This window comes from Streptomyces sp. NBC_00299 (genome assembly GCF_036173045.1).
In the GTDB taxonomy this organism is placed as follows: Bacteria; Actinomycetota; Actinomycetes; order Streptomycetales; family Streptomycetaceae; genus Streptomyces; species Streptomyces machairae.
Genome location: NZ_CP108039.1, coordinates 3,404,237 through 3,426,855, shown reverse-complemented (window position 1 = coordinate 3,426,855; position 22,619 = coordinate 3,404,237). Strand labels below are relative to the sequence as shown.

The following is a 22,619-nucleotide window of genomic DNA, read 5'->3' as shown; positions in this document are numbered from 1 at the left end:
ATGGATGTGACTTTGGAGCTTGGCTTGACTTAGACAAAGTCCAAGATAGGATCGAGATCAACTTTGGCCCATGGGACAGGAGTGGCCGGAGTCGCTCGTACCAACGCAGGAGGCGCACGTGACCCAGGGACCGCTCACGACGGAGGCCGGTGCTCCGGTCGCCGACAACCAGAACAGCGAGACCGCGGGCGTCGGCGGCCCGGTCCTCGTCCAGGACCAGCTCCTGCTGGAGAAGCTCGCCCACTTCAACCGGGAGCGCATCCCGGAGCGGGTGGTGCACGCCCGCGGCGCCGGCGCCTACGGCACCTTCACGGTGACCGCCGATGTCACCCCGTACACGCGCGCCGCCTTCCTCTCCGAGGTCGGCAAGCAGACGGAGACGTTCCTGCGCTTCTCGACGGTGGCCGGCAGCCTGGGCGCGGCGGACGCCGTGCGCGACCCGCGCGGCTGGGCGCTGAAGTTCTACACCGAGGAGGGCAACTACGACCTCGTCGGCAACAACACCCCGGTGTTCTTCATCAAGGACGCCATCAAGTTCCCGGACTTCATCCACACCCAGAAGCGCGACCCGTACACGGGGAGCCAGGAGGCGGACAACGTCTGGGACTTCTGGAGCCTGTCCCCCGAGTCCACGCACCAGGTGACCTGGCTGTTCGGCGACCGTGGCATCCCGGCGTCGTACCGCCACATGAACGGCTACGGCTCGCACACCTACCAGTGGAACAACGAGGCCGGCGAGGTCTTCTGGGTCAAGTACCACTTCAAGACCGACCAGGGGATCAGGAACCTCACCCAGGCCGAGGCCAACAGGCTCGCCGGCGAGGACCCCGACTCCCATCAGCGCGATCTGCGCCAGGCCATCGAGCGCGGCGAGTTCCCGAGCTGGACCGTGCAGGTGCAGATCATGCCGGCGGCGGACGCCGCGACATACCGCTTCAACCCGTTCGACCTCACCAAGGTGTGGCCGCACGAGGACTACCCGCCGATCGAGATCGGCCGGCTGGAGCTCAACCGGAACCCGCGCAACGTCTTCGCCGAGGTCGAGCAGTCGATCTTCAGCCCCGCCCACTTCGTGCCGGGCATCGGCCCGTCCCCGGACAAGATGCTCCAGGGCCGCCTCTTCGCCTACGGCGACGCCCACCGCTACCGCGTCGGCATCAACGCCGACCACCTGCCGGTGAACCGCCCGCACGCCACCGAGGCGCGCACCAACTCCCGCGACGGCTTCCTGTACGACGGCCGCCACGGCGGCGCGAAGAACTACGAGCCGAACAGCTTCGGCGGCCCGGCGCAGACGGGCCGTCCGCTGTGGCAGCCGTTCGCCGGCTTCACGGCCGGCACGGGCGACCACGAGGCGCCCGTGCACGCCGAGGACGACGACTTCGTGCAGGCGGGCAACCTCTACCGCCTGATGTCGGACGACGAGAAGGAACGCCTGATCGCCAACCTGGCGGGTGCCGTCGCGCAGGTCTCGCGCGAGGACATCGCCGAGCGGGCGATCGGCAACTTCCGTCGGGCCGACGAGGACTTCGGCAAGCGGCTGGAGGCCGCGGTCCAGGCCCTGCGCGGCTGAAACACCGACCAGCACTGGATCGCTTGTCGTGGCCGGCGGGCCGGGTTCCTCCGAGGGCCCGGCCCGTCCGGTGTTCTAGGCGGGCACGTGCTGCCGTACGGGTGCCCAGCAGCGGATGATGTCGCGGACCGAGACGATGCCCACGGGCTCCTCGTGATCGAGGACGATCAGATGCCGGAAGCCGCCGTGCGCCATGGCGCGGGCCGCCTCCTCCAGGGTCCATGACGGGGCGGCGAACACGACGTTGTTGGTGGTGTGGTCGTGGGCGCGCTCGGCGTCCGGGTCCTGTCCCAGGCCGACGGAGTTGAGGATGTCGCGTTCGGTGAGGATGCCGATACCGCCGGCATCGGGGTCGTGGACCACGGCCGCGCCGATCCGACGAGCGGACATCAGCGCGGCGGCCTGGCGAAGGGTGTGAGTGGGGCCGATGGTGAGGACCACGGTGCTCATGGCGTCACGTACGAGCATGGATGGAGCCACCTCCTGAAGTGCCCCCGCACCGTTTGTTCATGGTTTCACAAATTCACAAGTGGGGGGACTCTCAGAGTGACAGGTAAAGAGGGGGTCAACAAGGGGGCGCTCAGTAGCGCTCGTTGAGGTACCCGAGGAGCTCGTCGTGCATCAGTCCGTTCGAGGCGGCCGCGTTGCCGCTGTGGGGGCCGGGGCGGCCGTCGAGGCCGGTGAAGGTGCCGCCCGCCTCCGTCACGACGATCGCGGTGGCGGCCATGTCCCACAGGGACAGCTCGGGCTCTGCGCACAGGTCCACCGAGCCCTCGGCGACCATCATGTACGGCCAGAAGTCGCCGTACGCGCGCGTGCGCCACACCTCGCGCGTGAGGTCGAGGAAGCCGTCGAGGCGCCCCTGCTCCTCCCAGCCGCTGAGCGAGGAGTACGCGAACGAGGCGTCCGACAGCTTGGAGACGCTGGAGACGCGCAGGCGGGACGCGGAGGAGAGGCTGCGGCCCGTGAACGCGCCGTGCCCCTTGGCGGCCCACCAGCGGCGGCCGAGGGCGGGGGCGGAGACGAGACCCACAACCGGCTGGTAGCCGCCCTCCGAGGCCTCCGTCAGGGAGATGAGGGTGGCCCAGACCGGGACGCCGCGTACGTAGTTCTTGGTGCCGTCGATCGGGTCGATCACCCAGCGGCGGGGGCCGGTGCCCTCGACGCCGCGCTCCTCTCCGAGGATCGCGTCTCTCGGGCGGGCTCGCTGGAGCTGCCCGCGGATGAGGTCCTCGGCGGCCTTGTCGGCCTCGCTCACCGGGGTCATGTCCGGCTTGGTCTCGACCTTGAGGTCGAGCGCCTTGAAGCGGTCCATGGTGGCGGCGTCGGCGGCGTCCGCGAGGACGTGGGCGAGGCGGAGATCGTCGAGGTAGTCCGGCATGGAATGAACGCTATCTGTCGTGGTCGGGGTGGGGCTACAGGCCCCGTGGATCAAGTTCCCCGGCACCCGGGACCCGACGGGAGCCCGCGCGCCCCGGCCGACTGGCGCCCCCGCGTGCCCTCGCGAACCCTTGACAGTGCCGCTGTGCGCGTCAAATCTGGGCGCAGAGCCGCTCGTCCCAGGGAGGCGATGATGCCTGCAGCGCGGGAATCCCTGCTGGACGCCGCTTACACGGCGCTGGCGCGCAGGCCGTGGTCCGCCGTGCGGATGGTGGACGTGGCCGCCGCGGCCGGCGTGTCCCGGCAGACGCTGTACAACGAGTTCGGGAGCAAGGAAGGCCTGGCCCGCGCACTCGTGAGGAGAGAGGCCGACGGGTACCTCGCCGGCATCGAACGCGCCCTCGCCACCCACAGCGACGCCCGCGACCGCCTCACCGCCACCGCGGAGTGGACCGCCGGCCTCGCCCGCGACAACGCCCTCGTCCGCGCCATGCTCACCGGCTGCTGGAGCGAGCGGCTGCCTTCGCCGACGCTGTCCGCGGTCCCGTCCTCCTCCGCCGTGCCGGCCCAGCGGCGGGCCGACGGGCCGCTCCCGTCACCCGGCGACTTCGTGGGCATGGTGCGCGACCGGGCCGTGGCGGTCCTCACCGGGCCCGGTGTCCACAAGTCCGACACCGCCGACCTCGCCCGCTCCTGCGAACTCGTCGTCAGGCTGGCCCTGTCCTGCGTCGCAGCGCCACCCGGCGAGGGCGGAGTCGCCGACCTCGTACGCAGCGCCCTGCACCGGCAGTTGGCGGGCGGGCCGCCGTAGGAAACGTGGCTCAGTGCGCCGAACCCGACAGCTGCAGGCCGACGACGCCCACGATCACGAAGCTGATCGACACGATCTTCAGCGTCGACACGATGTCACCGAGGAAGATCATCCCGTAGATCGCCGTACCCGCCGCCCCGATTCCCGTCCACACCGCGTACGCCGGCCCCACGTCCAGCTTCCTCAGCGCCAGCGTCAGCAGTCCGAAACTGCCGAGGGCGAAGATGCAGAACGCGACCGTCGGCCACAGGCGGCTGAAGCCGTGCGACAGCTTCAGGCAGACGGCGAACCCGGTTTCGAGCAGCCCCGCCACGATGACCAGCAGCCACGCCATGTGCTGTCCTCCCGTATCCCCACGTTCTGTGACCGCTTCGTCAGGTTCGTCAGGCTTTGGTCAGGCTTGGTTCCGGCTCGGTGCGATTATGCCCTTACCAGCCCTACAGGGAGACAAACAACGCGGAGGTCAGTCGCCTTCCTCCGTCGGACCTCTCAGTCATCCTCCGTGGATTCGCGTGTCGCCAGCAGCCGCCGCAGCGAGTACAGCCGTGCCGGATCGGCGTGCCCCTGAGCCACCCAGTCGTCCAGCGCGCAGTCCGGTTCGTCATGACTGCACGCACGCGGGCAGCCCTCGGTTCCCGGTTGCAGGTCGGGGAACGCGTTGATCACCCGGGACGGGTCGACATGAGCCAGGCCGAAGGAGCGGACGCCGGGGGTGTCGATCACCCAGCCGTCCACCTCCGCCAGCGGCAGCGCCAGCGCGGACGTCGTCGTGTGCCGGCCCCGGCCCGTCACCGCGTTCACATGCCCTGTCGAGCGTCGGCGTTCCTCCGGCACCAGCGCGTTCACCAGTGTTGTCTTGCCGACACCCGAGTGACCGACGAACGCCGTGACCCTGCCGCCCAGTTGCTCCCTTACGCGGTCCGCCGCGCCGCCGTTCTCCAGCTCGTCGCGGCTGGTGACGACGTACGGGATGTCCAGGTCGCCGTACAGCTCAAGGAGTTTGGCCGGCGGAGCCAGGTCCGACTTCGTCATCACCAGCAGCGGCTCCAGGCCGCCGTCGAACGCCGCCACCAGACAGCGGTCGATCAGCCGCGGTCGCGGCTCGGGGTCGGCGAGGGCCGTGACGATGGCGAGTTGGTCGGCGTTGGCCACGACCACGCGCTCGAAGGGATCGTCGTCGTCGGCCGTCCGCCGCAGCACGGAGGTCCGCTTCTCGATGCGTACGATCCGCGCGAGGGTGTCCTTCTTGCCGGTCAGATCGCCGACCAGCGCCACCCGGTCACCGACGACAGCGGCCTTGCGGCCCAGTTCGCGGGCCTTCATGGCCATCACGATCCGGTCGTCCACGAGGACGGTCAGACGGCCCCGGTCGACGGTGAGGACCATGCCCTCGGCGGCGTCCTCGTGCTTGGGGCGGATGTTCGTACGGGGCCGGGTGTTGCGACGGCCGGGACGGGTGCGGATGTCGTCCTCGTCGGTGTGCTTGCCGTAGCGGCGCATAGCGTTGTCCCTATGCCCCGAGCATCCCGGTCCACAGTTCCGGGAAGTCCGGGAGGGTCTTCGCCGTCGTCGCCACGTTCTCGATCCGTACGCCCTCGACCGCGAGGCCGATGATCGCGCCGGCCGTCGCCATGCGGTGGTCCTCGTAGGTGTGGAAGACCCCGCCGTGCAGCCGGCGCGGGCGGATGTGCAGACCGTCGGCGGTCTCGGTGACGTCGCCGCCGAGTTCGTTGATCTCCTTGGTCAGCGCGGCCAGGCGGTCCGTCTCGTGCAGCCGCAGGTGCGCGACGCCGCGCAGCGTGGACGGGGAGTCCGCGAGGGCCGCGACCGCGGCGATGCCCGGGGTGAGCTCGCCGACCTCGCTCAGGTCCACGTCGATGCCGTGAACGGCACCCGAACCGGTGAACACGAGCCCGTACTCGTTGAGTTCGCAGGAACCGCCCATCTCGGTGAAGATCTCGCGCAGCCGGTCACCGGGCTGGGTGGTCCGGGTCGGCCAGTCCGGGACGAGGATCTTGCCGCCGGTCACCAGCGCCGCCGCCAGGAACGGCTGGGCGTTGGACAGATCCGGCTCGATGGTCAGGTCACGGCCGAGCAGGGCGCCCGGCGTGACCCGCCAGACGTTCGGCTCGCCGCCCGACTCCGGGGTGTCGACCTGGGCGCCGACCGCGCGCAGCATGTCGACGGTCATGCGGATGTGCGGCATGGAGGGGAGGGAGGAGCCGGTGTTCCGGACCTCCACGCCCTGGTTGAAGCGCGGGCCGGAGAGCAGCAGCGCCGAGACGAACTGGGAGGACGACGAGGCGTCGATCTCCACCGGGCCGCCCTCCAGCGCACCCCCGCCGTGCACCGTGAGGGGCAGCGCGCCCCGCCCGTCGTCGTCGATCCGGGCACCGAGGACGCGCAGGGCGTCGATCACGCCGTGCAGGGGACGCTCGTACGACCTGGGGTCCCCGTCGAAGCGGATCGGGCCGTCGGCCAGCGCGGCGACCGGTGGCAGGAAGCGCATCACCGTGCCGGCGTTGCCCACGTCGACCGTGGCCGGGCCGCGCAGGCCCGCCGGGAGCACCCGCCAGGCCTCGCCGGTGCCCTCGGGGCCCACGCCCTCCTCGATGCCGACGCCCATCGCCCGCAGCGCGCCTGCCATCAGCAGGGTGTCGCGGGAACGCAGGGGGCGGCGCAGCCAGCCGGGCTCGCTCGCCAGGGCGGCGAGGACGAGGGCGCGGTTGGTGACCGACTTGGACCCCGGCACGTGGACCGTCGCGTCGACGGCTCCGCTCGCGTGCGGGGCGGGCCATAGGGCGGTGGGGGCGGCGGGGTTTTGGGCCATGGGTTCACTTTATAAGGAGGGGGTTGTGCAAGCCGTTGTTCGGGTGCGGCGCCGTTGGGGCTGGTCGCGCCCACGCGGCGGAGCGCACATCGGCACAGACCCGCGCCCCTGAAGGCCGGCTGTCAGACCCCCAGCAGCCAGCGACCGCCACCTATCAGCGAGCACAACGACACCGCGTGGAACAGGAAGAACCACAGCCCCGCCGGCACATGCGTCAACCGCGACAGCTGATCCGCATCCGAGTCGCCCGCCCCGCCCCGGGACCTCTTCGCCTGCAGCTCGAACGCCGGGCGCACCCCGCCCACCAGCAGGAACCACACCACCACGTACGCGAACGCAGCCTGCACCTGAGGCCCCGTGAGCCACGAGACCAGCACGAACGTGCCGCCCGTGACGAACACCGTCAGCGCCCCGTACGCGTTCCGGATCATCACCAGCATCGCCACCAGCAGGGCCGTCGCCAGCCACAGCAGGAGCGTGATCCGGCCCGCGCCCAGCAGGGCGGCGCCGCCGAGGCCCAGCAGCGGGGGAGCGGTGTAGCCCGCGGCCGCGGTGAGGATCATGCCGAGGCCGTGCGGCTTGCCGCGGCTGACGGTGAGGCCGCTGGTGTCGGAGTGCAGGCGTATGCCGGTCAGTGTCCGGCCGGTCAGCAGCGCGATCAGGCCGTGGCCGCCCTCGTGAGCGATGGTGATGGCGTTGCGTGAGAGACGCCACAGCGGGTGCGGGACGACGACGGCCAGCGCGACGACCAGGGCGGCGGTCACCACCCACAGATCGGGGTCGGGCTGAGTACCGGAGACCTCGTCCCAGAGGGAGGCGAGCGAGGCGGATGCGGTGCTGTCCATGTAAGGCGGTGGCTCCCTGTGGGCGAGTCGGAGGGGGCGGCGCGTAGCGCCGTCGTTGAGGGGTGGTGGTCGGGCGACGGGTGGGCCTGGCAGTGTGGCACGTATGTGCGGACGGTATGCGGCTAGTCGTGGGCCCGAGGATCTCGCAGGAATCTTTGAGATCGAGAAGTGGGAGCCCGAGGAGACCCTCGATGCGGACTACAACGTGGCTCCGACCAAAGAAGTTCACGTCGTCCTCGACCGCCCCTTGAAAGACGCGGGCGACCCCCGGCCGGTTCGGCAGCTGCGCAAGCTCAAGTGGGGCCTGGTGCCCAGCTGGTCCAAGACCCCCGAGAGCGCGTTCAAGATGATCAACGCGCGTGCGGAGACCGTGCACGAGAAGCCGTCGTACCGGCGGGCCTTCAGCTCCCGGCGCTGCATCATCCCCGCCGACGGCTACTACGAGTGGGTCACCGGCACGCAGGAGCGGGACCTGGAGGTCGAGGGGAAGCGGAAACGGCCGCGCAAGCAGCCGTACTTCGTGCTGCCCGCCGACGGCTCGGTGTTCGCGATGGCCGGGCTGTACGAGTTCTGGCGGGACCGGACGCTGCCCGACGAGCACCCGCAGGCCTGGTGGGTGACCTGCTCCGTGATCACGACGGAGGCGGAGACGACCCCGCTGGCGGTGGCGCCCGCGGAGGGGCCGTCCGCGCTGGCCGACATCCACCCCCGGATGCCGTTGATGCTGACGCCGGACCGCTGGGACGCCTGGCTCGACCCGGCCCGGACGAACCCGGAGGAGCTGCGGACGCTGCTCGACCCGCCGCCCGCCGGGCTGATGCGCGCCTACCCCGTCTCCACCATGGTCAGCAACGTCCGCAACAACGGCCCGGAGCTGCTGAAGGAGCTGGAGGGGCCCGAAGAGGGCACACTCTTCTGATGTGACGACCGATGACGTGACGACCGAGTCCGACGTGACGACCGAGACCATTGGTACGGACGCCGGGGACGCCCGCATCACCTGGCACCCCGCGAAGAAGGCCCGGCTGGTGCTGGCGGTGAGCCACGGCGCCGGCGGCGGCATCGGGGCGCGCGACCTCGTGGCGCTCGCCCAGGTCCTCCCGGCCCACGGCGTGACCGTCGCTCTCGTGGAGCAGCCCTGGCGGGTGGCCGGCAAGAAGGTGGCGCCGGCGCCCAGGACCCTGGACGCCGGCTGGCGGGGCCTGTGGCCGGCGCTCGCCGCGCCCGGGCTGCCCGTGGTCTCCGGTGGGCGCAGCGCCGGTGCACGCGTCGCCTGCCGTACCGCCACGGAGCTGGGCGCCCACGCCGTCCTCGCGCTGAGCTTCCCCCTGCACCCGCCGGGCAAGCCCGAGAAGTCCCGTGCCGACGAGCTGCTCGGGGCCGGGGTGCCGACCCTGGTCGTCCAGGGCGGGAACGATCCGTTCGGGAAGCCGGAGGAGTTCCCCGCCGGCGACTTCGAGCTGGTCGAGGTGCCGTACGGCGATCACGGGTTCGCCGTGCCCAAGCGCGCGCCCCTCGATCAGGACGAGGCCGTGGCGATTGTCACGGACGCGGTCGTGAAGTGGGTCGGGTCACTCGGGTAAAGACTCGGGAATGTCGGGGCCCCGGCCTCTGTTGTGGCGGACAGCGGTGCTGAACCAGCAGCGCTCACGTCGTAGGAGAGGAAGTCCGCCGCATGGGTTCGACCTTCTGCCCGACCGCCGGCAGCCGAGCTGAGCTGGAGTGGACGGTGCTGCATGCGGCCAGGACCGCTCCTATTCGAGGGGCGGCAGGTACGGCAGGTCGTCTATCCTCCGATTCAGGTGGGTCCGGATTCGGCCCTGCCCGGAATCTTGAGGAGGTGGGTCCGGTTCCCGGTACCGACGCAGGGACCGACAACGGCCAGGCGGAGCAGCCCGAGGGCCAGGGCACGAGCGGGGACACGTCCGCGGAGTCGACCGCCGAGCGCAGCGCGCGCTTCGAGCGGGACGCGCTCGAATTCCTCGACCAGATGTACTCGGCCGCGCTGCGCATGACGCGCAACCCTGCCGACGCCGAGGACCTGGTGCAGGAGACGTACGCGAAGGCGTACGCGTCCTTCCACCAGTTCCGCGAGGGCACCAACCTGAAGGCGTGGCTGTACCGGATCCTCACCAACACGTTCATCAACTCGTACCGCAAGAAGCAGCGTGAACCCCAGCGCTCCGCGGCCGAGGAGATCGAGGACTGGCAGCTCGCCCGCGCCGAGTCGCACATGTCGACGGGCTTGCGCTCCGCGGAGTCGCAGGCGCTCGACCACCTGCCGGACTCGGACGTGAAGGAAGCGCTCCAGGCGATCCCCGAGGAATTCCGCATCGCCGTGTACCTCGCCGACGTAGAGGGCTTTGCGTACAAGGAGATCGCGGACATCATGGGGACACCCATCGGTACGGTGATGTCCCGCCTGCACCGGGGCCGCCGCCAACTGCGCGGCATGCTCGAGGACTACGCCCGTGAGCGCGGGCTCGTCCCGGCCGGTGCCGGAGAGTCGAACGAAGCGAAAGGCTCGGGCTCATGAGCTGCGGAGAGCCGCACGAGACGGACTGCAGTGAGGTACTCGATCATCTCTACGAGTTCCTCGACAGTGAGATGCCGGACGTCGATCGCGACAAGTTCAAGCAGCACTTCCGCGAGTGCTCGCCGTGCCTCGAGAAGTACGGCCTCGAAGAGGCCGTGAAGAAGCTCGTCAAGCGCTGCTGCGGGCATGACGACGTGCCGACGGACCTGCGCGCCAAGGTCATGGGGCGGATCGACCTGATCCGCTCGGGTCAGGCCGTGCCCGACCACGACGTGACGGCGACGCCGCAGGAATCCTGAACGCACGGCCGTCACTCGAACGTGCTAATCCCGCTGTCATAAGACCGCGGACCTCCCCTGCCCGCCCTAGGGTGCCGTGCTTGAAGCACGTTGCCGGGGAGGGGCGTTATGGAGGGGACACCCACACGGGTACGTGGCTACGTCGTCTGTGTCGCCCTCGGCGCCCTGTTCTGCCTGCACACGCTGCCGTCGACGCGCACCCCCTGGTGGGCGCCGGCGCTGCTCGCCGTGCTCTATGCCGGGGGCGCGCGGCTGTCCGGTTCGTTCTATCCCGTGCTTCTCGCCGGGGCCTTCCTGCTGCCGCCCTCCGCCGCCGCACTGGTCGCGGTGCCGGGGGCGCTGATCGCCTCGGTCGCCGGCCGACCGCACCTGCTGCGACGGGTGTGGCGGGCGGCGCAGCTCGTGATCGCGGTGTGGGTGGCCGCCCGGGTGCACTGGGCGCTCGGTGAGCACGACGCGGTACAGGCGTCCGACTTCCCGTACGCGCTCGCGCCCGCCGGAGCCGCGGTGCTGGCGTTCTGCCTGGTCCTGACCGCGCTCGACGGCGGGATCCTGACGCTCGCCGACCGCGTGCCCGCACGCCGGGCCTGGCGCGGGCTGTTCCTGCGGTCCCTCGCGCCGATCGCCGTGCACGGTCTGGCCGGGCTGATGATGGCCGTGCTGTGGCGCAGCCCGTACGGCCCTGTCGCCGCCCTGCTCGTGCTGCTGCCGATGTGCGTGTCGTGGTGGATGTTCGCCCAGTACCACCGGGAACGCGCGGCCCACCAGGCGACCATCCGGGCGCTCGTCCAGGCCGTCGACATCAAGGACGGCTACACCCGCGGCCACAGCGAGCGCGTCGGGCAGGCCTCGATGATGATCGCGCGCGAGCTGGGCATGGCCGACGAACGCGTCGAGGTGCTCCGCTTCGCCGGGATCCTGCACGACGTCGGGAAGCTCGGAGTGCCCACGCGGCTGCTGCGCAAGGACGGGCCGCTCACGCCCGAGGAGCGGCGGATCATCGAACTGCACCCCGAGTACGGCCACGAGATGGTCCGCGGGATCTCCTTCCTCGGCGAGGCCCGGGCCGCCGTGCTGCATCACCATGAGCGGCTGGACGGCAGCGGGTACCCCTACGGGCTGATGGGGAGCCAGATCCCGGAGCCGGCACGGGTGGTGGCGGTCGCGGACGCCTTCGACGCGATGACGTCCAACCGGTCGTACTCGCGGGCCCGGCCGGTGCCCGTCGCGCTGCGGGAGCTGGAGAAGTGCGCCGGCTCGCAGTTCGACCCCCGCATGGTCACCGCCCTCGTCAGCGCCGTGGGCCGGCACGGATGGCATCCCGCCGTGACCGCCGACGAAGCCTCCGGGCGCCCTCCGCGCCCGCCGGTCGCCAGTGCGCCGGGGGCACACCGATGAGCGCCCTGAGACCACCCGTCCTGCTCGTTCTCATCCATGCCTGTGCCGCCCTCCTCGCCACCGTGTGCCTGCTCACCACCCTGTGGAGCGGCCTCGACGAACGCGGCACGGTGCTCGCCTTCGGGGTTCTCATCGCCGTGGGCGAGCTCACCCGGTGGACGGCGGCGGAGGGCCGGGAGGCCGCACCGCTCGGGGCCGCCGCCGCGCTGTCGTACGCCCTGCTGGGGGCGAACGGCGGTCGGCCCACCGAGCACGGCGTCGCGCAGGTCCTCAGCGTCGTCCTGGCCGCCTCGCTCCTCGGCAGCGTGCCGCACATCGCGCGCGGCCGGCCCGTGCTCGACCACCTGGCCCGGCGCGTGCTCACCGTCGGCTTCGCCGCCGTCTGCTTCCAACCCCTGTACAACCAGGGCACGTTCCACGGCTGGGGCACCGCCTACGCCCTCGTCCTGCTCGCGATCCTCACGCTCACCGCCCTGTGCGACGCCCTGCTCGCCGCGGCGCTGGCCCACTCGCGCACCCGGTGGCCGTTCGGGCCGCTGCTGCGGGACGAGCTGCGGGCGACCCTCGGGATCGGTTCGGCCGTCTGCGCGACGGGCGCCGTGATGGCGCTCGCGGTCGCCGTCGCCGGGCTGTGGGCGCTGCCCGTCTTCTCGCTCCCGCTGCTGCTCACCCAGATGTCCCTGCGCCGGTACGCCGCCGTCCGGGCCACCTACCGGCAGACCATCGCCTCCCTGGCCAGGGCCACCGAGATCGCCGGGTACACACCGGCCGGACACGCCCGCCGGGTCGCCGCGCTGAGCCGGGAGGTGGGGCGGGACCTCGGCCTGTCCGAGGCCGAGCTCACCGTGCTGGAGTACGCCGCGCTCATGCACGACATCGGACAGCTCAGCCTGGTCGACCCGGTGCCGGCCGGGGCCACCGCGGGGCTGCCCGCCGAGGAACAGCGGCGGATCGCGCTGCTCGGCGGGGCCGTCGTACGGCAGACGGGGGTGAACCCGCAGGTGGCGATGGTCGTGGAGCGGCTCGCCGACCCCTGTCCGGAGCAGCCGGTCGCCGCGCGGATCGTGCGGGCGGTCAACGCCTACGAGGAGAAGGCGCGGGAGGCAGGCCCCGGCGGGCCGCTGAAGGCGCTGGAGGAACTGCGGCTGGGCACCGCCGGTGACTATGCGCCGGAGGTGGTGGGGTCGCTCGCACGGGTGCTGTCGAGAGACTGTCTTACACCCCCTGTGGCTGGGTAACCCATGGGTAATGAGCGCCCTTCCAGCCGTACGTGGTTGGATGCGAATGAGAGTGTGTCCGGGGGCGAGCACTAGCCAGCCCACTCCACGGAACTGGCAGGCGGGAATCGTGAGGATCTTCGGCAAGGGACGGCACCGGCCCTCCGCCTCCTGGCGGCAGGCCACCGACCGGGCGTTCACGCTCATCGGCGACGGCCGGTACGAGGATGCGGGCGCGCTGTTGACACGTGCCGCCGATCTGGAGCCCTGGCTTTCGGAGTCCTGGTTCAACCTCGCGCTGCTGCACAAGTTCCGGCACGACTGGGAGCAGGCCCGGGCGGCCGGGCTGCGGGCCGTGGCGCTGCTCGACCGGGAGACCGGGGCGCCCGACTGGTGGAACGTCGGCATCGCGGCCACCGCCCTGCAGGACTGGCCGCTGGCCCGGCGGGCCTGGCAGGCCTACGGGCTGCGGGTGCCGGGGGGTGCGACCGACTCCGGCGAGCCGGTCGGGATGGACCTGGGCAGCGCGGCCGTACGGCTGTCCCCGGAAGGGGAGGCCGAGGTCGTGTGGGGGCGGCGGCTGGACCCCGCCCGGATCGAGGTGCTGTCGATCCCGCTGCCGTCCTCGGGGCGGCGCTGGGGCGAGGTCGTGCTGCACGACGGGGTGCCGCACGGCGAGCGGACCACGTCCGCCGGGCACGCCTACCCCGTCTTCGACGAGATCGAGCTGTGGGCGCCCTCGCCGGTGCCCACCTGGGTGGTCCTCCTGGAGGCCGCCACCGAGGCCGACCGGGACGCGCTGGAGCAGCTCGCCGCGGACGCCGGGTTCGCCGCGGAGGACTGGTCCTCCTCGGTGCGGCTGCTGTGCCGGATGTGCTCCGAGTCGCGGATGCCGTCGGACGAGGGCGACGGGGAGCATCTCGATCCGCACGACCACAGTGAGCCGGGTCACCCCGGTCCGCTGGGGCACCGGACCGACGGGCAGCTGTGGGTGCCGGAGCGGGAGTGTGGCGTGGCCGCCCCGGCCGCCCTGGTGCGGGGGTTGCTGGACGGATGGGTTGCCGACAGCCCGGATTCCAGGGATTGGCGGGATCTCGAAGAGGTCTGTTAGGACCGGCACCGACCGCGGCTTCGTCGTGGTTGCTCGCGCCCCGCGGCGGAGCCGCCGACCGACAGTCCCGCGCCCCTGTCGGGGTGCGTTCGCCGTACCCTGTATCAGCGATACACCCCCCGTTTTTCCGAGGAAGGCATACGTCGGTCATGGCCCAGCAGGACACCGAGCAGCAGCACGCGGGCGTGCTCCCCGTGGATGACGAGGGTTTCGTCGTCGACACCGAGGACACGGAGGAGCGCGAGAACGCCTGGCGTGAGTGCGGCACGTCGCGGCCGATCACCGTCGTGGGGAACCCGGTGCTGCACAAGGAGTGCAAGGACGTCACCGAGTTCGGCGCCGAGCTGGACCAGCTGGTCGCGGACATGTTCGCCTCGCAGCGCACCGCCGAGGGTGTCGGCCTCGCCGCCAACCAGATCGGCGTCGACTCGAAGGTCTTCGTCTACGACTGCATGGACGACGAGGGCAAGCGGCACGTCGGTGTCGTGTGCAACCCGAAGCTCGTCGAGCTGCCCGCCGAGCAGCGCCGCCTGGACGACAGCAACGAGGGCTGCCTGTCCGTGCCGACCGCGTACGCGCCGCTCGCCCGGCCCGACTACGCCGAGGTCACCGGCCAGGACGAGAAGGGCAACCCGATCAAGGTGCGCGGCACCGGCTACTTCGCTCGGTGTTTGCAGCACGAGACCGACCACTTGTACGGATACCTCTACATCGACCGTCTCTCCAAGCGCGAGCGCAAGGACGCGCTGCGGCAGATGGCCGAGAACGAGCCCCGCTACGCCGTGGTCGCGAACGACTGAGGCCTGCCCATAGGCCCCACAAGTCCCTTGCGCACGGCGCCTGTTCAGGTTCACCTCCCTGACCAGGCGCCGTTCGCATGTCCGTCGCACGTTCGATCCCATACGTGCGATCAGTGATCCAAATTCAGTCACATAGGGGGAGATTCTCGGCACCCTGGGGTAGTGAATGAAGCAAATCCGTTCCCAGATCGGTCAGTTGTGGTGCTGAATGGAAGTGCGGGGATACGCAACGGCGCACGCCCGGTACAGCGGGAGGGGGCGTGCACAACTACACAACTGGCGGCTGAGAGGGGTTTGTTCGTGCATGCTTTCTCACACAGCACCACATCGACACCGACGGCGGTCCCGGTTCCACCAGCACTCTCTCTTCCGGTGATCGAATCAGCGTTTCCCAGGCAACTCCATCCGTATTGGCCCAGGCTCCAGGAGAAGACCCGCACCTGGCTGCTCGAAAAGCGGCTGATGCCGGCCGACAAGGTCGAGGAATATGCCGACGGACTGTGCTACACCGACCTCATGGCGGGGTACTACATTGGCGCCCCCGAGGACGTACTCCAGGCGATAGCCGACTACAGCGCGTGGTTCTTCGTCTGGGACGACCGGCACGACCGTGACATCGTCCACCGCCGCCCGGCGGCCTGGCGACGGCTGCGGTTCCGTCTGCACGCGGCGCTCGACTCACCCGAGGACCATCTGCACCACGAGGACCCGCTGGTCGCGGCGTTCGCGGACAGCATGGTGCGGCTGTACTCGTTCCTGCCCGGCACCTGGAACGCCCGGTTCGCCCGGCACTTCCACACGGTGATCGAGGCGTACGACCGGGAATTCCGCAACCGCACCCAAGGAATCATCCCCTCGGTCGAGGAATACCTGGCGTTGCGTCGGCTCACCTTCGCGCACTGGATCTGGACCGACCTGCTTGAGCCGGCCGCGGGGCTGGAACTGCCGGATGCCGTTCGGAAACACCCGGCATATCGGCGGGCGGCGTTACTCAGCCAGGAATTCGCCGCCTGGTACAACGACCTCTGCTCGCTTCCCAAAGAAATCGCGGGCGACGAGGTGCACAACCTCGGAATCAGCCTCGTCAAACACGAAGGACTGACTCTGGAAGAAGCGGTGACAGAAGTCAGGCGACTGGTCGAGGGGTCCATATCCGATTTCCAGGTGGCCGAGCGTGAGGCTCTGGAATTCGCCGACTCCCTGGCCGACGGCACGGTGTCGGGAAAGGAAATAAGCGCCGCCGTGCGTGCCTGCGTCTGCAATATGCGCAACTGGTTCAGCTCGGTCTACTGGTTCCACCACGAGTCCGGCCGGTACATGGTCGACAGCTGGGACGACCGGTCCACGCCCCCGTACGTCAACAACGAAGCGGTAGGTGAGAAATGACCGTCGAGTCCGTCCGTCCCGAAGCCCAGCCCCGTGCGGCTTCGGAACTGCGTGAGCCGCCCCTTGCGGGCGGCGGAGTTCCGCTTCTCGGCCATGGCTGGAAGCTGGCCCGAGATCCGCTGGCGTTCATGGCAGCGCTGCGCAGGCACGGCGACGTCGTACGCCTCAGGCTCGGCCCGAAGACGGTGTACGCCGTCACGACGCCGGACCTCACCGGCGCGCTGGCGCTGAGCCCCGACTTCAAGATCGACGGGCCGCTGTGGGAGTCCCTGGAAGGCCTGCTCGGCAAGGAGGGCGTGGCCACCGCGAACGGCCCACGGCACCGGCGTCAGCGGCGCACCATCCAGCCCGCCTTCCGGCTCGACGCGATCCCCGCGTACGGGCCGATCATGGAGGAGGAGGCGCATGGTCTGGCCGAGCGCTGGAAGCCCGGCGAGACCGTCGACTGCACCTCCGAGTCGTTCCGGATCGCCGTGCGCATCGCCGCCCGCTGCCTGCTGCGCGGCGACTACATGGACGAGCGGGCCGAGCGGCTGTGCAACGCGCTCGCCACGGTCTTCCGGGGCATGTACCGGCGGATGGTGATCCCGCTCGGGCCGCTGTACAAGCTGCCTCTCCCGCCCAACCGCGAATTCAACCGCGCGCTGGCCGATTTGCATCTCCTTGTCGACGAGATCGTCGCCGAACGCCGGGCATCCGGTCAAAAGCCGGACGATTTGCTGACGGCATTGCTGGAGGCGAAGGACGAGAATGGCGACCCCATCGGGGAACAGGAGATCCACGACCAGGTCGTCGCGATTGTCACGCCCGGCAGCGAAACCGTGGCCTCCACGATCATGTGGCTCCTGCATGTGCTCGCGGAACATCCGGAACAGGCGGACAAGGTGTGCGCGGAGGTCGAATCCGTCACCGGCGGGCGGCCCGTGGCATTCGAGGACGTCCGCAGCCTCAGGCACACGAACAATGTCGTCGTGGAGGCGATGCGTTTGCGCCCCGCGGTCTGGATTCTGACGCGACGGGCGGTGACCGATACGTCACTTGGTGGCTATCGCATTCCGGCCGGGGCCGACATCATCTACAGCCCCTACGCGATACAGCGCGACGAGAAGTCGTACGCGGACAATCTTGAGTTCGACCCGGACCGCTGGCTTCCGGACCGCGTCAAGGACGTGCCCAAGTACGCCATGAGCCCGTTCAGCGTGGGCAACCGCAAGTGCCCGAGCGACCACTTCTCGATGGCACAGCTGACGCTGCTCACGGCGGCGCTGGCCACGAAGTACCGCTTCGAGCAGGTGTCCGGTTCGAACGACGTGACCCGTGTGGGCATCACGCTCCGCCCGCACAAGCTGCTCCTGAGGCCGGTGCCGAGGGACTAGTGGAGCCGGGGCACCGGTGCCGCCGGGGACGGCTCACGCCGCGCTCGGCCCCTGGAACGTCCTTCGGTAGGCGTTCGGGGTCGTCCCCAGGGCACGTACGAACTGGTGGCGCAGTGCGGCCGCGGTTCCGAACCCTGTTCGACTCGCGATCGCGTCCACCGTCTCGTCCGTCGCCTCCAGCAACTCCTGCGCCAGCAGCACGCGTTGGCGCAGGATCCAGCGGTAGGGAGTCGTGCCGGTCTCCTGCTGGAAGCGGCGGGCGAAGGTGCGCGGGGACATCAGCGCACGCTCGGCGAGCTGCTCGACGGTGACGTCCTCGTCGAGGTGCCGTTCCATCCACGCCAGCACCTCGCCGACCGTGTCGCAGTGGGGGCTGGGCAGCGGGCGCTCGATGTACTGGGCCTGCCCGCCGTCCCGGTGCGGCGGCACGACCATGCGCCGGGCGATCTTGTTGGCGACCTCGGGCCCCTGCTCCTGCCGCACGATGTGCAGACAGGCGTCGATACCGGCGGCGGTGCCGGCGCTGGTGATCACCGGACCCTCGTCGACGTACAGCACGTCGGGCTCGACGATCGCCCGCGGATGCCGGAGGGACAGCTCCCCGGCGTGCCGCCAGTGCACACTGCACCGGCGCCCGTCGAGCAGTCCCGCGGCGCCCAGCGCGAAGACGCCGGAGCACACGCTGAGCACCCGCGCTCCCCGGTCGACGGCCCTGACCAGGGCGTCCAGCAGCTCGGGCGGATAGTCACGGGTGACGTACTCGCGGCCGGCCGGTACCGCGATCAGGTCGGCCTCCTCCAGCCGCTCCAGACCGTACGGCGTGGAGACGGTGAGTCCGCCGACATGGGTGCCCAGTGTCGGTCCCTCCGCCGAGACGACGGCGAAATCGTAGGTGGGCAGCCCCTCGTCGCTGCGGTCGATGCCGAACACCTCGCAGACGACGCCCATTTCAAAGAGATGTACACCGTCGAGGAGGACGGCGGCGACGTTTTTCAGCATGCTGCCAGTGTGCCTCGAAGGTGGCAGTAAATCGAGGGCGTGCGGCAGTCCTGCCACTGTTCGTAAGGAGTGTCCGGCGCGACAGTGGTGTCATGAATGCAGACCAGACACAGACACTGCTCGCCATGATCGTCGTCCTCGGGATGTTCGTCGTCCTGGCCCTCCCGTCACTGATCGGCGCGGCGCGCGACCGGCGCATCGACCGTCAGATCAGGGAGGCCCAGGAACGCGACAGGACCGAGGCTCAGAAGTCCTCGTCCAGGTCGACGGTGCCCTCCACCGCCACCTGGTACGCCGAGGGACGCCGCTCGAAGAAGTTGGTCAACTCCTGAACGCCCTGCAGCTCCATGAAGGAGAAGGGGTTCTCGGAGCCGTACACCGGCGCGAAGCCGAGACGCGTCAGACGCTGATCGGCGACACACTCCAGGTACTGCCGCATCGACTCGGTGTTCATGCCCGGGAGGCCGTCACCGCACAGGTCGCGCCCGAACTGGAGCTCGGCCTCGACGGCCTCCCTCAACATGTCGGTGACCTGCTCCTGGAGCTGGTCGTCGAACAGCTCCGGCTCCTCCTTGCGGACGGTGTCGACGACGTCGAAGGCGAAGCTCATGTGCATCGTCTCGTCGCGGAACACCCAGTTGGTGCCGGTGGCGAGGCCGTGCAGCAGGCCCCGGCTGCGGAACCAGTAGACGTACGCGAAGGCGCCGTAGAAGAACAGGCCCTCGATGCACGCGGCGAAGCAGATCAGGTTCAGCAGGAAGCGACGCCGGTCGGCCTTGGTCTCCAGGCGTTCCAGCTTCTCGACCTCGTTGATCCACTTGAAGCAGAACTCGGCCTTCTCGCGGATGGACGGGATGTTCTCGACGGCGTCGAAGGCCGCCGCCCGGTCCGCCGGATCGGGGAGATAGGTGTCGAGCAGCGTCAAGTAGAACTGGACGTGCACGGCCTCCTCGAAGAGCTGCCTGCTCAGGTACAGGCGCGCCTCGGGGGAGTTGATGTGCTTGTAGAGCGTGAGCACCAGGTTGTTGGCCACGATCGAGTCGCCCGTCGCGAAGAACGCGACCAGCCGGCCGATCATGTGCTGCTCGCCCTCGGAGAGCTTCGCCAGGTCGGCGACGTCCGAGTGGAGGTCGACCTCCTCGACGGTCCAGGTGTTCTTGATCGCGTCCCGGTAGCGCTCGTAGAAGTCCGGGTAGCGCATGGGGCGCAGGGTCAGCTCGAAGCCCGGGTCGAGAAGGTTGGCGTTACGGGTGGTCATTACTGGCAGGCCTCGCAGGACTCGGGGTTTTCCAGGGAGCAGGCGACGGCGTCGGGCTCGGCGACCTGCTGGACGGGGATGGTCTTCTCGGGCTGGGCGGCCTGCCCCTGGGCGGCGCGGGCGATGCGGGTCGCCGGGCGCGAGCGCAGGTAGTACGTCGTCTTCAGACCCGACTTCCAGGCGTACGCGTACATCGAGGAGAGCTTGCCGATGGTCGGCGTCTCCAGGAACAGGTTCAGCGACTGGGCCTGGTCGAGGAACGGGGTCCGCTGTGCCGCCATGTCGATCAGGCCGCGCTGCGGGATCTCCCACGCCGTGCGGTAGAGCCGCCGTACGTCCTCGGGGATCCAGGCGAACTCCTGCACCGAGCCGTTCGCCTCACGCAGCGCCTCACGGGTGCGGGCGTCCCAGACGCCGAGCTCCTTGAGCTCGTTGACCAGGTAGGAGTTGACCTGGAGGAACTCGCCGGAGAGCGTCTCGCGCTTGAACAGGTTGGAGACCTGCGGCTCGATGCACTCGTAGACACCGGCGATCGACGCGATGGTCGCGGTGGGCGCGATGGCGAGGAGCAGGGAGTTGCGCATGCCGGTCGTGGCGATACGGCTGCGCAGGGCCGCCCAGCGCTCCGGCCAGGTCAGCTCGACGTCGTAGTGGTCGGGGTGCAGCACACCCCTGGCGGTACGGGTCTTCTCCCAGGCCGGCAGCGGGCCGTTGCGCTCGGCGAGGTCGGTGGAGGCCTCGTAGGCGGTGAGCATGATGCGCTCGGCGATCCGGGTGGACAGGGCTTTCGCCTCGGCCGAGTCGAAGGGCAGGCGCAGTTTGAAGAAGACGTCCTGCAGCCCCATCGCGCCGAGTCCGACCGGCCGCCACTTGGCGTTCGACCGGCCCGCCTGCTCGGTGGGGTAGAAGTTGATGTCGACGACCCGGTCGAGGAACGTGACGGCCGTGAGGACGGTCGCGTCCAACCGCTCCCAGTCGATGTCGCCGGTCATCGTGTTCACGAAGGCGCCGAGGTTGACCGATCCCAGGTTGCAGACCGCCGTCTCCCCGTCGTCCGTGACCTCCAGGATCTCCGTGCAGAGGTTGGAGGAGTGGACGACATGGCCCGGCAGGGCCGTCTGGTTGGCGGTGCGGTTGGCGGCGTCCTTGAAGGTCATCCAGCCGTTGCCGGTCTGCGCGAGGGTGCGCATCATGCGGCCGTACAGGTCACGGGCCGGGATGGTCTTCTTCGCGAGCCCGGCCGCCTCCGCCTTGCGGTACGCCGCGTCGAACTCCTCGCCCCACAGGTCGACGAGATCCGGCACGTCCGACGGCGAGAACAGCGACCACGGCTCGTCGGCGTTGACCCGGCGCATGAACTCGTCCGGGATCCAGTGCGCGAGGTTCAGGTTGTGCGTACGGCGGGCGTCCTCACCGGTGTTGTCCCGCAGCTCCAGGAACTCCTCGATGTCGGAGTGCCAGGTCTCCAGGTAGACCGCGGCGGCCCCCTTGCGCCGGCCGCCCTGGTTCACCGCGGCGACCGAGGCGTCGAGGGTCTTCAGGAACGGGACGATGCCGTTGGAGTGCCCGTTGGTGCCGCGGATCAGCGAACCCCGGGACCGGATGCGGGAGTACGAAAGACCGATGCCGCCGGCGTGCTTGGAGAGGCGGGCGACCTGGTGGTAGCGGTCGTAGATGGAGTCGAGCTCGTCCTTCGGAGAGTCGAGGAGGTAGCAGGACGACATCTGGGGGTGCCGGGTACCGGAGTTGAAGAGGGTGGGGGAGGAGGGAAGGTAGTCGAGGCGGCTCATGAGCCCGTAGAGCGCGGCGACTTCGTCCACCGACCGGGCGGTGTCGTCCTCGGCGAGACCGGCGGCGACGCGCAGCATGAAGTGCTGGGGCGTCTCGACGACCTTGCGGGTGATGGGGTGCCGCAGGAGGTAGCGGCTGTGCAGGGTGCGCAGCCCGAAGTAGCCGAAGCGGTCGTCGGCGTCCGTGTCGACCAGGGCGTCGAGGCGGGCCGCGTGCAGGCGCACGAACTCGGCGGTCCGGTCGGCGATGAGGCCCTCGCGGTGCCCGACCGCGACCGACCCGGTGAAGGACGTGACGCCCTGCGAAGCGGCTTCGGCGGCGATGGACCGGGTCAGCAGCCGGGCGGCGAGCCTGCTGTAGGCGGGGTCCTCGGAGATCAGGCCGGCCGCCGCCTCGGTGGCCAGCTCGCGCAGCTCCGCCTCGTCCGCGAACGCGGACCGGCCGCGCAGCGCGGCGGCGGCGACCCGGCCGGGGTCGGCGTCGGGGAGGTCGGCGGTCAGCTCGGTCAGGGTCCGCAGCAGATCGGCACCGTGGCCCGTAGGGCCCCCGTTGAGGGTGGCGCTGGGAGACGGGTGGGCGGTTCCCGGAGCGTCCTCGTCCGTGAGGACGGTAGGGACGGCTGAGGCCGGATCTGCGGGCGCGATGGTCACGTGGGGGCTCTCCCTCGCTCGGCACGGGGGCCTCGGCGAGGGCAGGGGGCAGCACACGAGCGCACACGGCGTCGCGTCCACCGGCCCATTCCACGAGGCCCGGACGTCGGGCGCACCGGCCGGGTGGCCGGGCGCGCTGTCGGCAGGTCCTCGGACTGACTCCTGCGCACGCCGGTCCTGGGAACAGACATGCACAAGTACACCGTTGCGGGACAGTTCCGGATTCGCACCGGATTCCCCTGCGGCGACAGCGAGCATGAGCATACATCTTGTGCTCACCCGCCACGCCACCCCCAGATGTTGTGTCGTGCTGGTTTCAGAGCGTCAACTTGTGGGTGAGGAGCGTGATGTCGGCGAGG

At 70.1% G+C, this 22,619-nt stretch carries 22 protein-coding genes and 1 riboswitch; of the genes, 13 read left to right on the top strand and 9 right to left on the bottom strand.

Annotated elements, in window-relative coordinates; genetic code table 11:
- Positions 1-70 precede the first annotated feature (70 nt).
- Entirely contained in the window at positions 71-1,573 is a 1,503-nt protein-coding gene (locus OHT51_RS14910; protein WP_328879424.1) for a catalase, read from the top strand.
- Between the two features lie 75 nt (positions 1,574-1,648).
- Here OHT51_RS14910 and OHT51_RS14905 read toward each other — a convergent pair whose 3' ends face one another.
- Complete coding sequence (locus tag OHT51_RS14905) at positions 1,649-2,041, bottom strand: CBS domain-containing protein (protein ID WP_328879423.1); 393 nt, start codon at positions 2,039-2,041, stop codon at positions 1,649-1,651.
- Positions 2,042-2,153: 112 nt separating this feature from the next.
- Positions 2,154-2,954, bottom strand: coding sequence for a histidinol-phosphatase (hisN, locus tag OHT51_RS14900; protein WP_328879422.1), 801 nt, complete (start codon positions 2,952-2,954; stop codon positions 2,154-2,156).
- A 192-nt stretch (positions 2,955-3,146) separates the two neighbouring features.
- On the opposite strand from hisN, the gene OHT51_RS14895 reads away from it, so the two are divergent.
- Complete coding sequence (locus tag OHT51_RS14895; RefSeq protein WP_328884325.1) at positions 3,147-3,764, top strand: TetR/AcrR family transcriptional regulator; 618 nt, start codon at positions 3,147-3,149, stop codon at positions 3,762-3,764.
- Positions 3,765-3,774: 10 nt separating this feature from the next.
- On the opposite strand, the gene OHT51_RS14890 is transcribed toward OHT51_RS14895, so the two are convergent.
- From OHT51_RS14890 to OHT51_RS14875, 4 genes are all read right to left on the bottom strand, one after another.
- Positions 3,775-4,098 (bottom strand): DMT family transporter, encoded by a 324-nt coding sequence (locus OHT51_RS14890; RefSeq protein ID WP_328879421.1) that lies wholly within the window; start codon positions 4,096-4,098, stop codon positions 3,775-3,777.
- A gap of 155 nt (positions 4,099-4,253) precedes the next feature.
- A complete protein-coding gene (gene rsgA, locus OHT51_RS14885; RefSeq protein WP_328879420.1) occupies positions 4,254-5,264 on the bottom strand; it encodes a ribosome small subunit-dependent GTPase A in 1,011 nt (336 codons plus the stop codon).
- A 10-nt stretch (positions 5,265-5,274) separates the two neighbouring features.
- On the bottom strand, positions 5,275-6,594 hold the full coding sequence (gene aroA, locus OHT51_RS14880; protein WP_328879419.1) for a 3-phosphoshikimate 1-carboxyvinyltransferase: 1,320 nt from the start codon (positions 6,592-6,594) through the stop codon (positions 5,275-5,277).
- Between the two features lie 122 nt (positions 6,595-6,716).
- Positions 6,717-7,439: a M50 family metallopeptidase gene (locus tag OHT51_RS14875; RefSeq protein ID WP_328879418.1), complete on the bottom strand. Its 723-nt coding sequence runs from the start codon at positions 7,437-7,439 to the stop codon at positions 6,717-6,719.
- 103 nt (positions 7,440-7,542) lie between these two features.
- Here OHT51_RS14875 and OHT51_RS14870 point away from each other — a divergent pair, with 103 nt between their 5' ends.
- The 10 genes from OHT51_RS14870 to OHT51_RS14825 all read left to right on the top strand — a co-directional run bounded on the left by OHT51_RS14870 (position 7,543) and on the right by OHT51_RS14825 (position 17,562).
- Positions 7,543-8,358 (top strand): SOS response-associated peptidase, encoded by an 816-nt coding sequence (locus OHT51_RS14870; protein ID WP_328879417.1) that lies wholly within the window; start codon positions 7,543-7,545, stop codon positions 8,356-8,358.
- 1 nt (position 8,359) lies between these two features.
- Entirely contained in the window at positions 8,360-9,022 is a 663-nt protein-coding gene (locus tag OHT51_RS14865) for an alpha/beta hydrolase family protein (protein WP_328879416.1), read from the top strand.
- Between the two features lie 257 nt (positions 9,023-9,279).
- Positions 9,280-9,975, top strand: a complete 696-nt coding sequence (gene sigR, locus OHT51_RS14860; RefSeq protein WP_328879415.1) for an RNA polymerase sigma factor SigR — start codon at positions 9,280-9,282, stop codon at positions 9,973-9,975.
- On the top strand, positions 9,972-10,274 hold the full coding sequence (rsrA, locus tag OHT51_RS14855; protein ID WP_328879414.1) for a mycothiol system anti-sigma-R factor: 303 nt from the start codon (positions 9,972-9,974) through the stop codon (positions 10,272-10,274). The genes sigR and rsrA overlap by 4 nt, the downstream gene beginning before the upstream one ends.
- 108 nt (positions 10,275-10,382) lie before the next feature.
- Positions 10,383-11,672, top strand: a complete 1,290-nt coding sequence (locus OHT51_RS14850; protein WP_328879413.1) for an HD-GYP domain-containing protein — start codon at positions 10,383-10,385, stop codon at positions 11,670-11,672.
- Complete coding sequence (locus OHT51_RS14845) at positions 11,669-12,910, top strand: HD-GYP domain-containing protein (RefSeq protein ID WP_328879412.1); 1,242 nt, start codon at positions 11,669-11,671, stop codon at positions 12,908-12,910. Before OHT51_RS14850 ends, OHT51_RS14845 begins: the two co-directional genes overlap by 4 nt.
- A gap of 109 nt (positions 12,911-13,019) precedes the next feature.
- Positions 13,020-14,000: a tetratricopeptide repeat protein gene (locus OHT51_RS14840; protein ID WP_328879411.1), complete on the top strand. Its 981-nt coding sequence runs from the start codon at positions 13,020-13,022 to the stop codon at positions 13,998-14,000.
- 149 nt (positions 14,001-14,149) lie between these two features.
- The gene (gene def, locus OHT51_RS14835) at positions 14,150-14,800 is read left to right on the top strand and encodes a peptide deformylase (RefSeq protein ID WP_328879410.1); all 651 of its coding nucleotides are present in this window, start codon (positions 14,150-14,152) and stop codon (positions 14,798-14,800) included.
- 300 nt (positions 14,801-15,100) lie between these two features.
- The gene (gene cyc1 / locus OHT51_RS14830; protein ID WP_328879409.1) at positions 15,101-16,186 is read left to right on the top strand and encodes an epi-isozizaene synthase; all 1,086 of its coding nucleotides are present in this window, start codon (positions 15,101-15,103) and stop codon (positions 16,184-16,186) included.
- Positions 16,183-17,562, top strand: coding sequence for a bifunctional albaflavenone monooxygenase/terpene synthase (locus OHT51_RS14825; protein ID WP_328879408.1), 1,380 nt, complete (start codon positions 16,183-16,185; stop codon positions 17,560-17,562). The genes cyc1 and OHT51_RS14825 overlap by 4 nt, the downstream gene beginning before the upstream one ends.
- A gap of 33 nt (positions 17,563-17,595) precedes the next feature.
- On the opposite strand, the gene OHT51_RS14820 is transcribed toward OHT51_RS14825, so the two are convergent.
- Positions 17,596-18,561, bottom strand: a complete 966-nt coding sequence (locus OHT51_RS14820) for a GlxA family transcriptional regulator (protein WP_328879407.1) — start codon at positions 18,559-18,561, stop codon at positions 17,596-17,598.
- A gap of 92 nt (positions 18,562-18,653) precedes the next feature.
- Between OHT51_RS14820 and OHT51_RS14815 the strand changes: the two genes are divergently transcribed.
- Complete coding sequence (locus OHT51_RS14815) at positions 18,654-18,893, top strand: hypothetical protein (RefSeq protein ID WP_328879406.1); 240 nt, start codon at positions 18,654-18,656, stop codon at positions 18,891-18,893.
- Here the strand turns inward: OHT51_RS14815 and OHT51_RS14810 are convergent.
- Both OHT51_RS14810 and OHT51_RS14805 read right to left on the bottom strand, forming a co-directional pair.
- On the bottom strand, positions 18,806-19,819 hold the full coding sequence (locus OHT51_RS14810) for a ribonucleotide-diphosphate reductase subunit beta (protein WP_328879405.1): 1,014 nt from the start codon (positions 19,817-19,819) through the stop codon (positions 18,806-18,808). The genes OHT51_RS14815 and OHT51_RS14810 overlap by 88 nt on opposite strands.
- Positions 19,819-22,260 (bottom strand): ribonucleoside-diphosphate reductase subunit alpha, encoded by a 2,442-nt coding sequence (locus tag OHT51_RS14805; RefSeq protein ID WP_328879404.1) that lies wholly within the window; start codon positions 22,258-22,260, stop codon positions 19,819-19,821. The genes OHT51_RS14810 and OHT51_RS14805 overlap by 1 nt, the downstream gene beginning before the upstream one ends.
- Before the next feature lie 124 nt (positions 22,261-22,384).
- Positions 22,385-22,524: riboswitch (cobalamin riboswitch) on the bottom strand.
- Positions 22,525-22,619: the final 95 nt, after the last annotated feature.

Bases quoted from the DNA above. Each gene is read 5' to 3' on its own strand.
- OHT51_RS14910 (WP_328879424.1), top strand. From the start codon at position 71: ATGGGACAGGAGTGGCCGGAGTCGCTCGTACCAACGCAGGAGGCGCAC.
- OHT51_RS14905 (WP_328879423.1), bottom strand. From the start codon at position 2,041: ATGCTCGTACGTGACGCCATGAGCACCGTGGTCCTCACCATCGGCCCC.
- hisN (WP_328879422.1), bottom strand. From the start codon at position 2,954: ATGCCGGACTACCTCGACGATCTCCGCCTCGCCCACGTCCTCGCGGAC.
- OHT51_RS14895 (WP_328884325.1), top strand. From the start codon at position 3,147: ATGCCTGCAGCGCGGGAATCCCTGCTGGACGCCGCTTACACGGCGCTG.
- OHT51_RS14890 (WP_328879421.1), bottom strand. From the start codon at position 4,098: ATGGCGTGGCTGCTGGTCATCGTGGCGGGGCTGCTCGAAACCGGGTTC.
- rsgA (WP_328879420.1), bottom strand. From the start codon at position 5,264: ATGCGCCGCTACGGCAAGCACACCGACGAGGACGACATCCGCACCCGT.
- aroA (WP_328879419.1), bottom strand. From the start codon at position 6,594: ATGGCCCAAAACCCCGCCGCCCCCACCGCCCTATGGCCCGCCCCGCAC.
- OHT51_RS14875 (WP_328879418.1), bottom strand. From the start codon at position 7,439: ATGGACAGCACCGCATCCGCCTCGCTCGCCTCCCTCTGGGACGAGGTC.
- OHT51_RS14870 (WP_328879417.1), top strand. From the start codon at position 7,543: ATGTGCGGACGGTATGCGGCTAGTCGTGGGCCCGAGGATCTCGCAGGA.
- rsrA (WP_328879414.1), top strand. From the start codon at position 9,972: ATGAGCTGCGGAGAGCCGCACGAGACGGACTGCAGTGAGGTACTCGAT.
- OHT51_RS14850 (WP_328879413.1), top strand. From the start codon at position 10,383: ATGGAGGGGACACCCACACGGGTACGTGGCTACGTCGTCTGTGTCGCC.
- OHT51_RS14845 (WP_328879412.1), top strand. From the start codon at position 11,669: ATGAGCGCCCTGAGACCACCCGTCCTGCTCGTTCTCATCCATGCCTGT.
- def (WP_328879410.1), top strand. From the start codon at position 14,150: ATGGCCCAGCAGGACACCGAGCAGCAGCACGCGGGCGTGCTCCCCGTG.
- OHT51_RS14825 (WP_328879408.1), top strand. From the start codon at position 16,183: ATGACCGTCGAGTCCGTCCGTCCCGAAGCCCAGCCCCGTGCGGCTTCG.
- OHT51_RS14820 (WP_328879407.1), bottom strand. From the start codon at position 18,561: ATGCTGAAAAACGTCGCCGCCGTCCTCCTCGACGGTGTACATCTCTTT.
- OHT51_RS14815 (WP_328879406.1), top strand. From the start codon at position 18,654: ATGAATGCAGACCAGACACAGACACTGCTCGCCATGATCGTCGTCCTC.
- OHT51_RS14810 (WP_328879405.1), bottom strand. From the start codon at position 19,819: ATGACCACCCGTAACGCCAACCTTCTCGACCCGGGCTTCGAGCTGACC.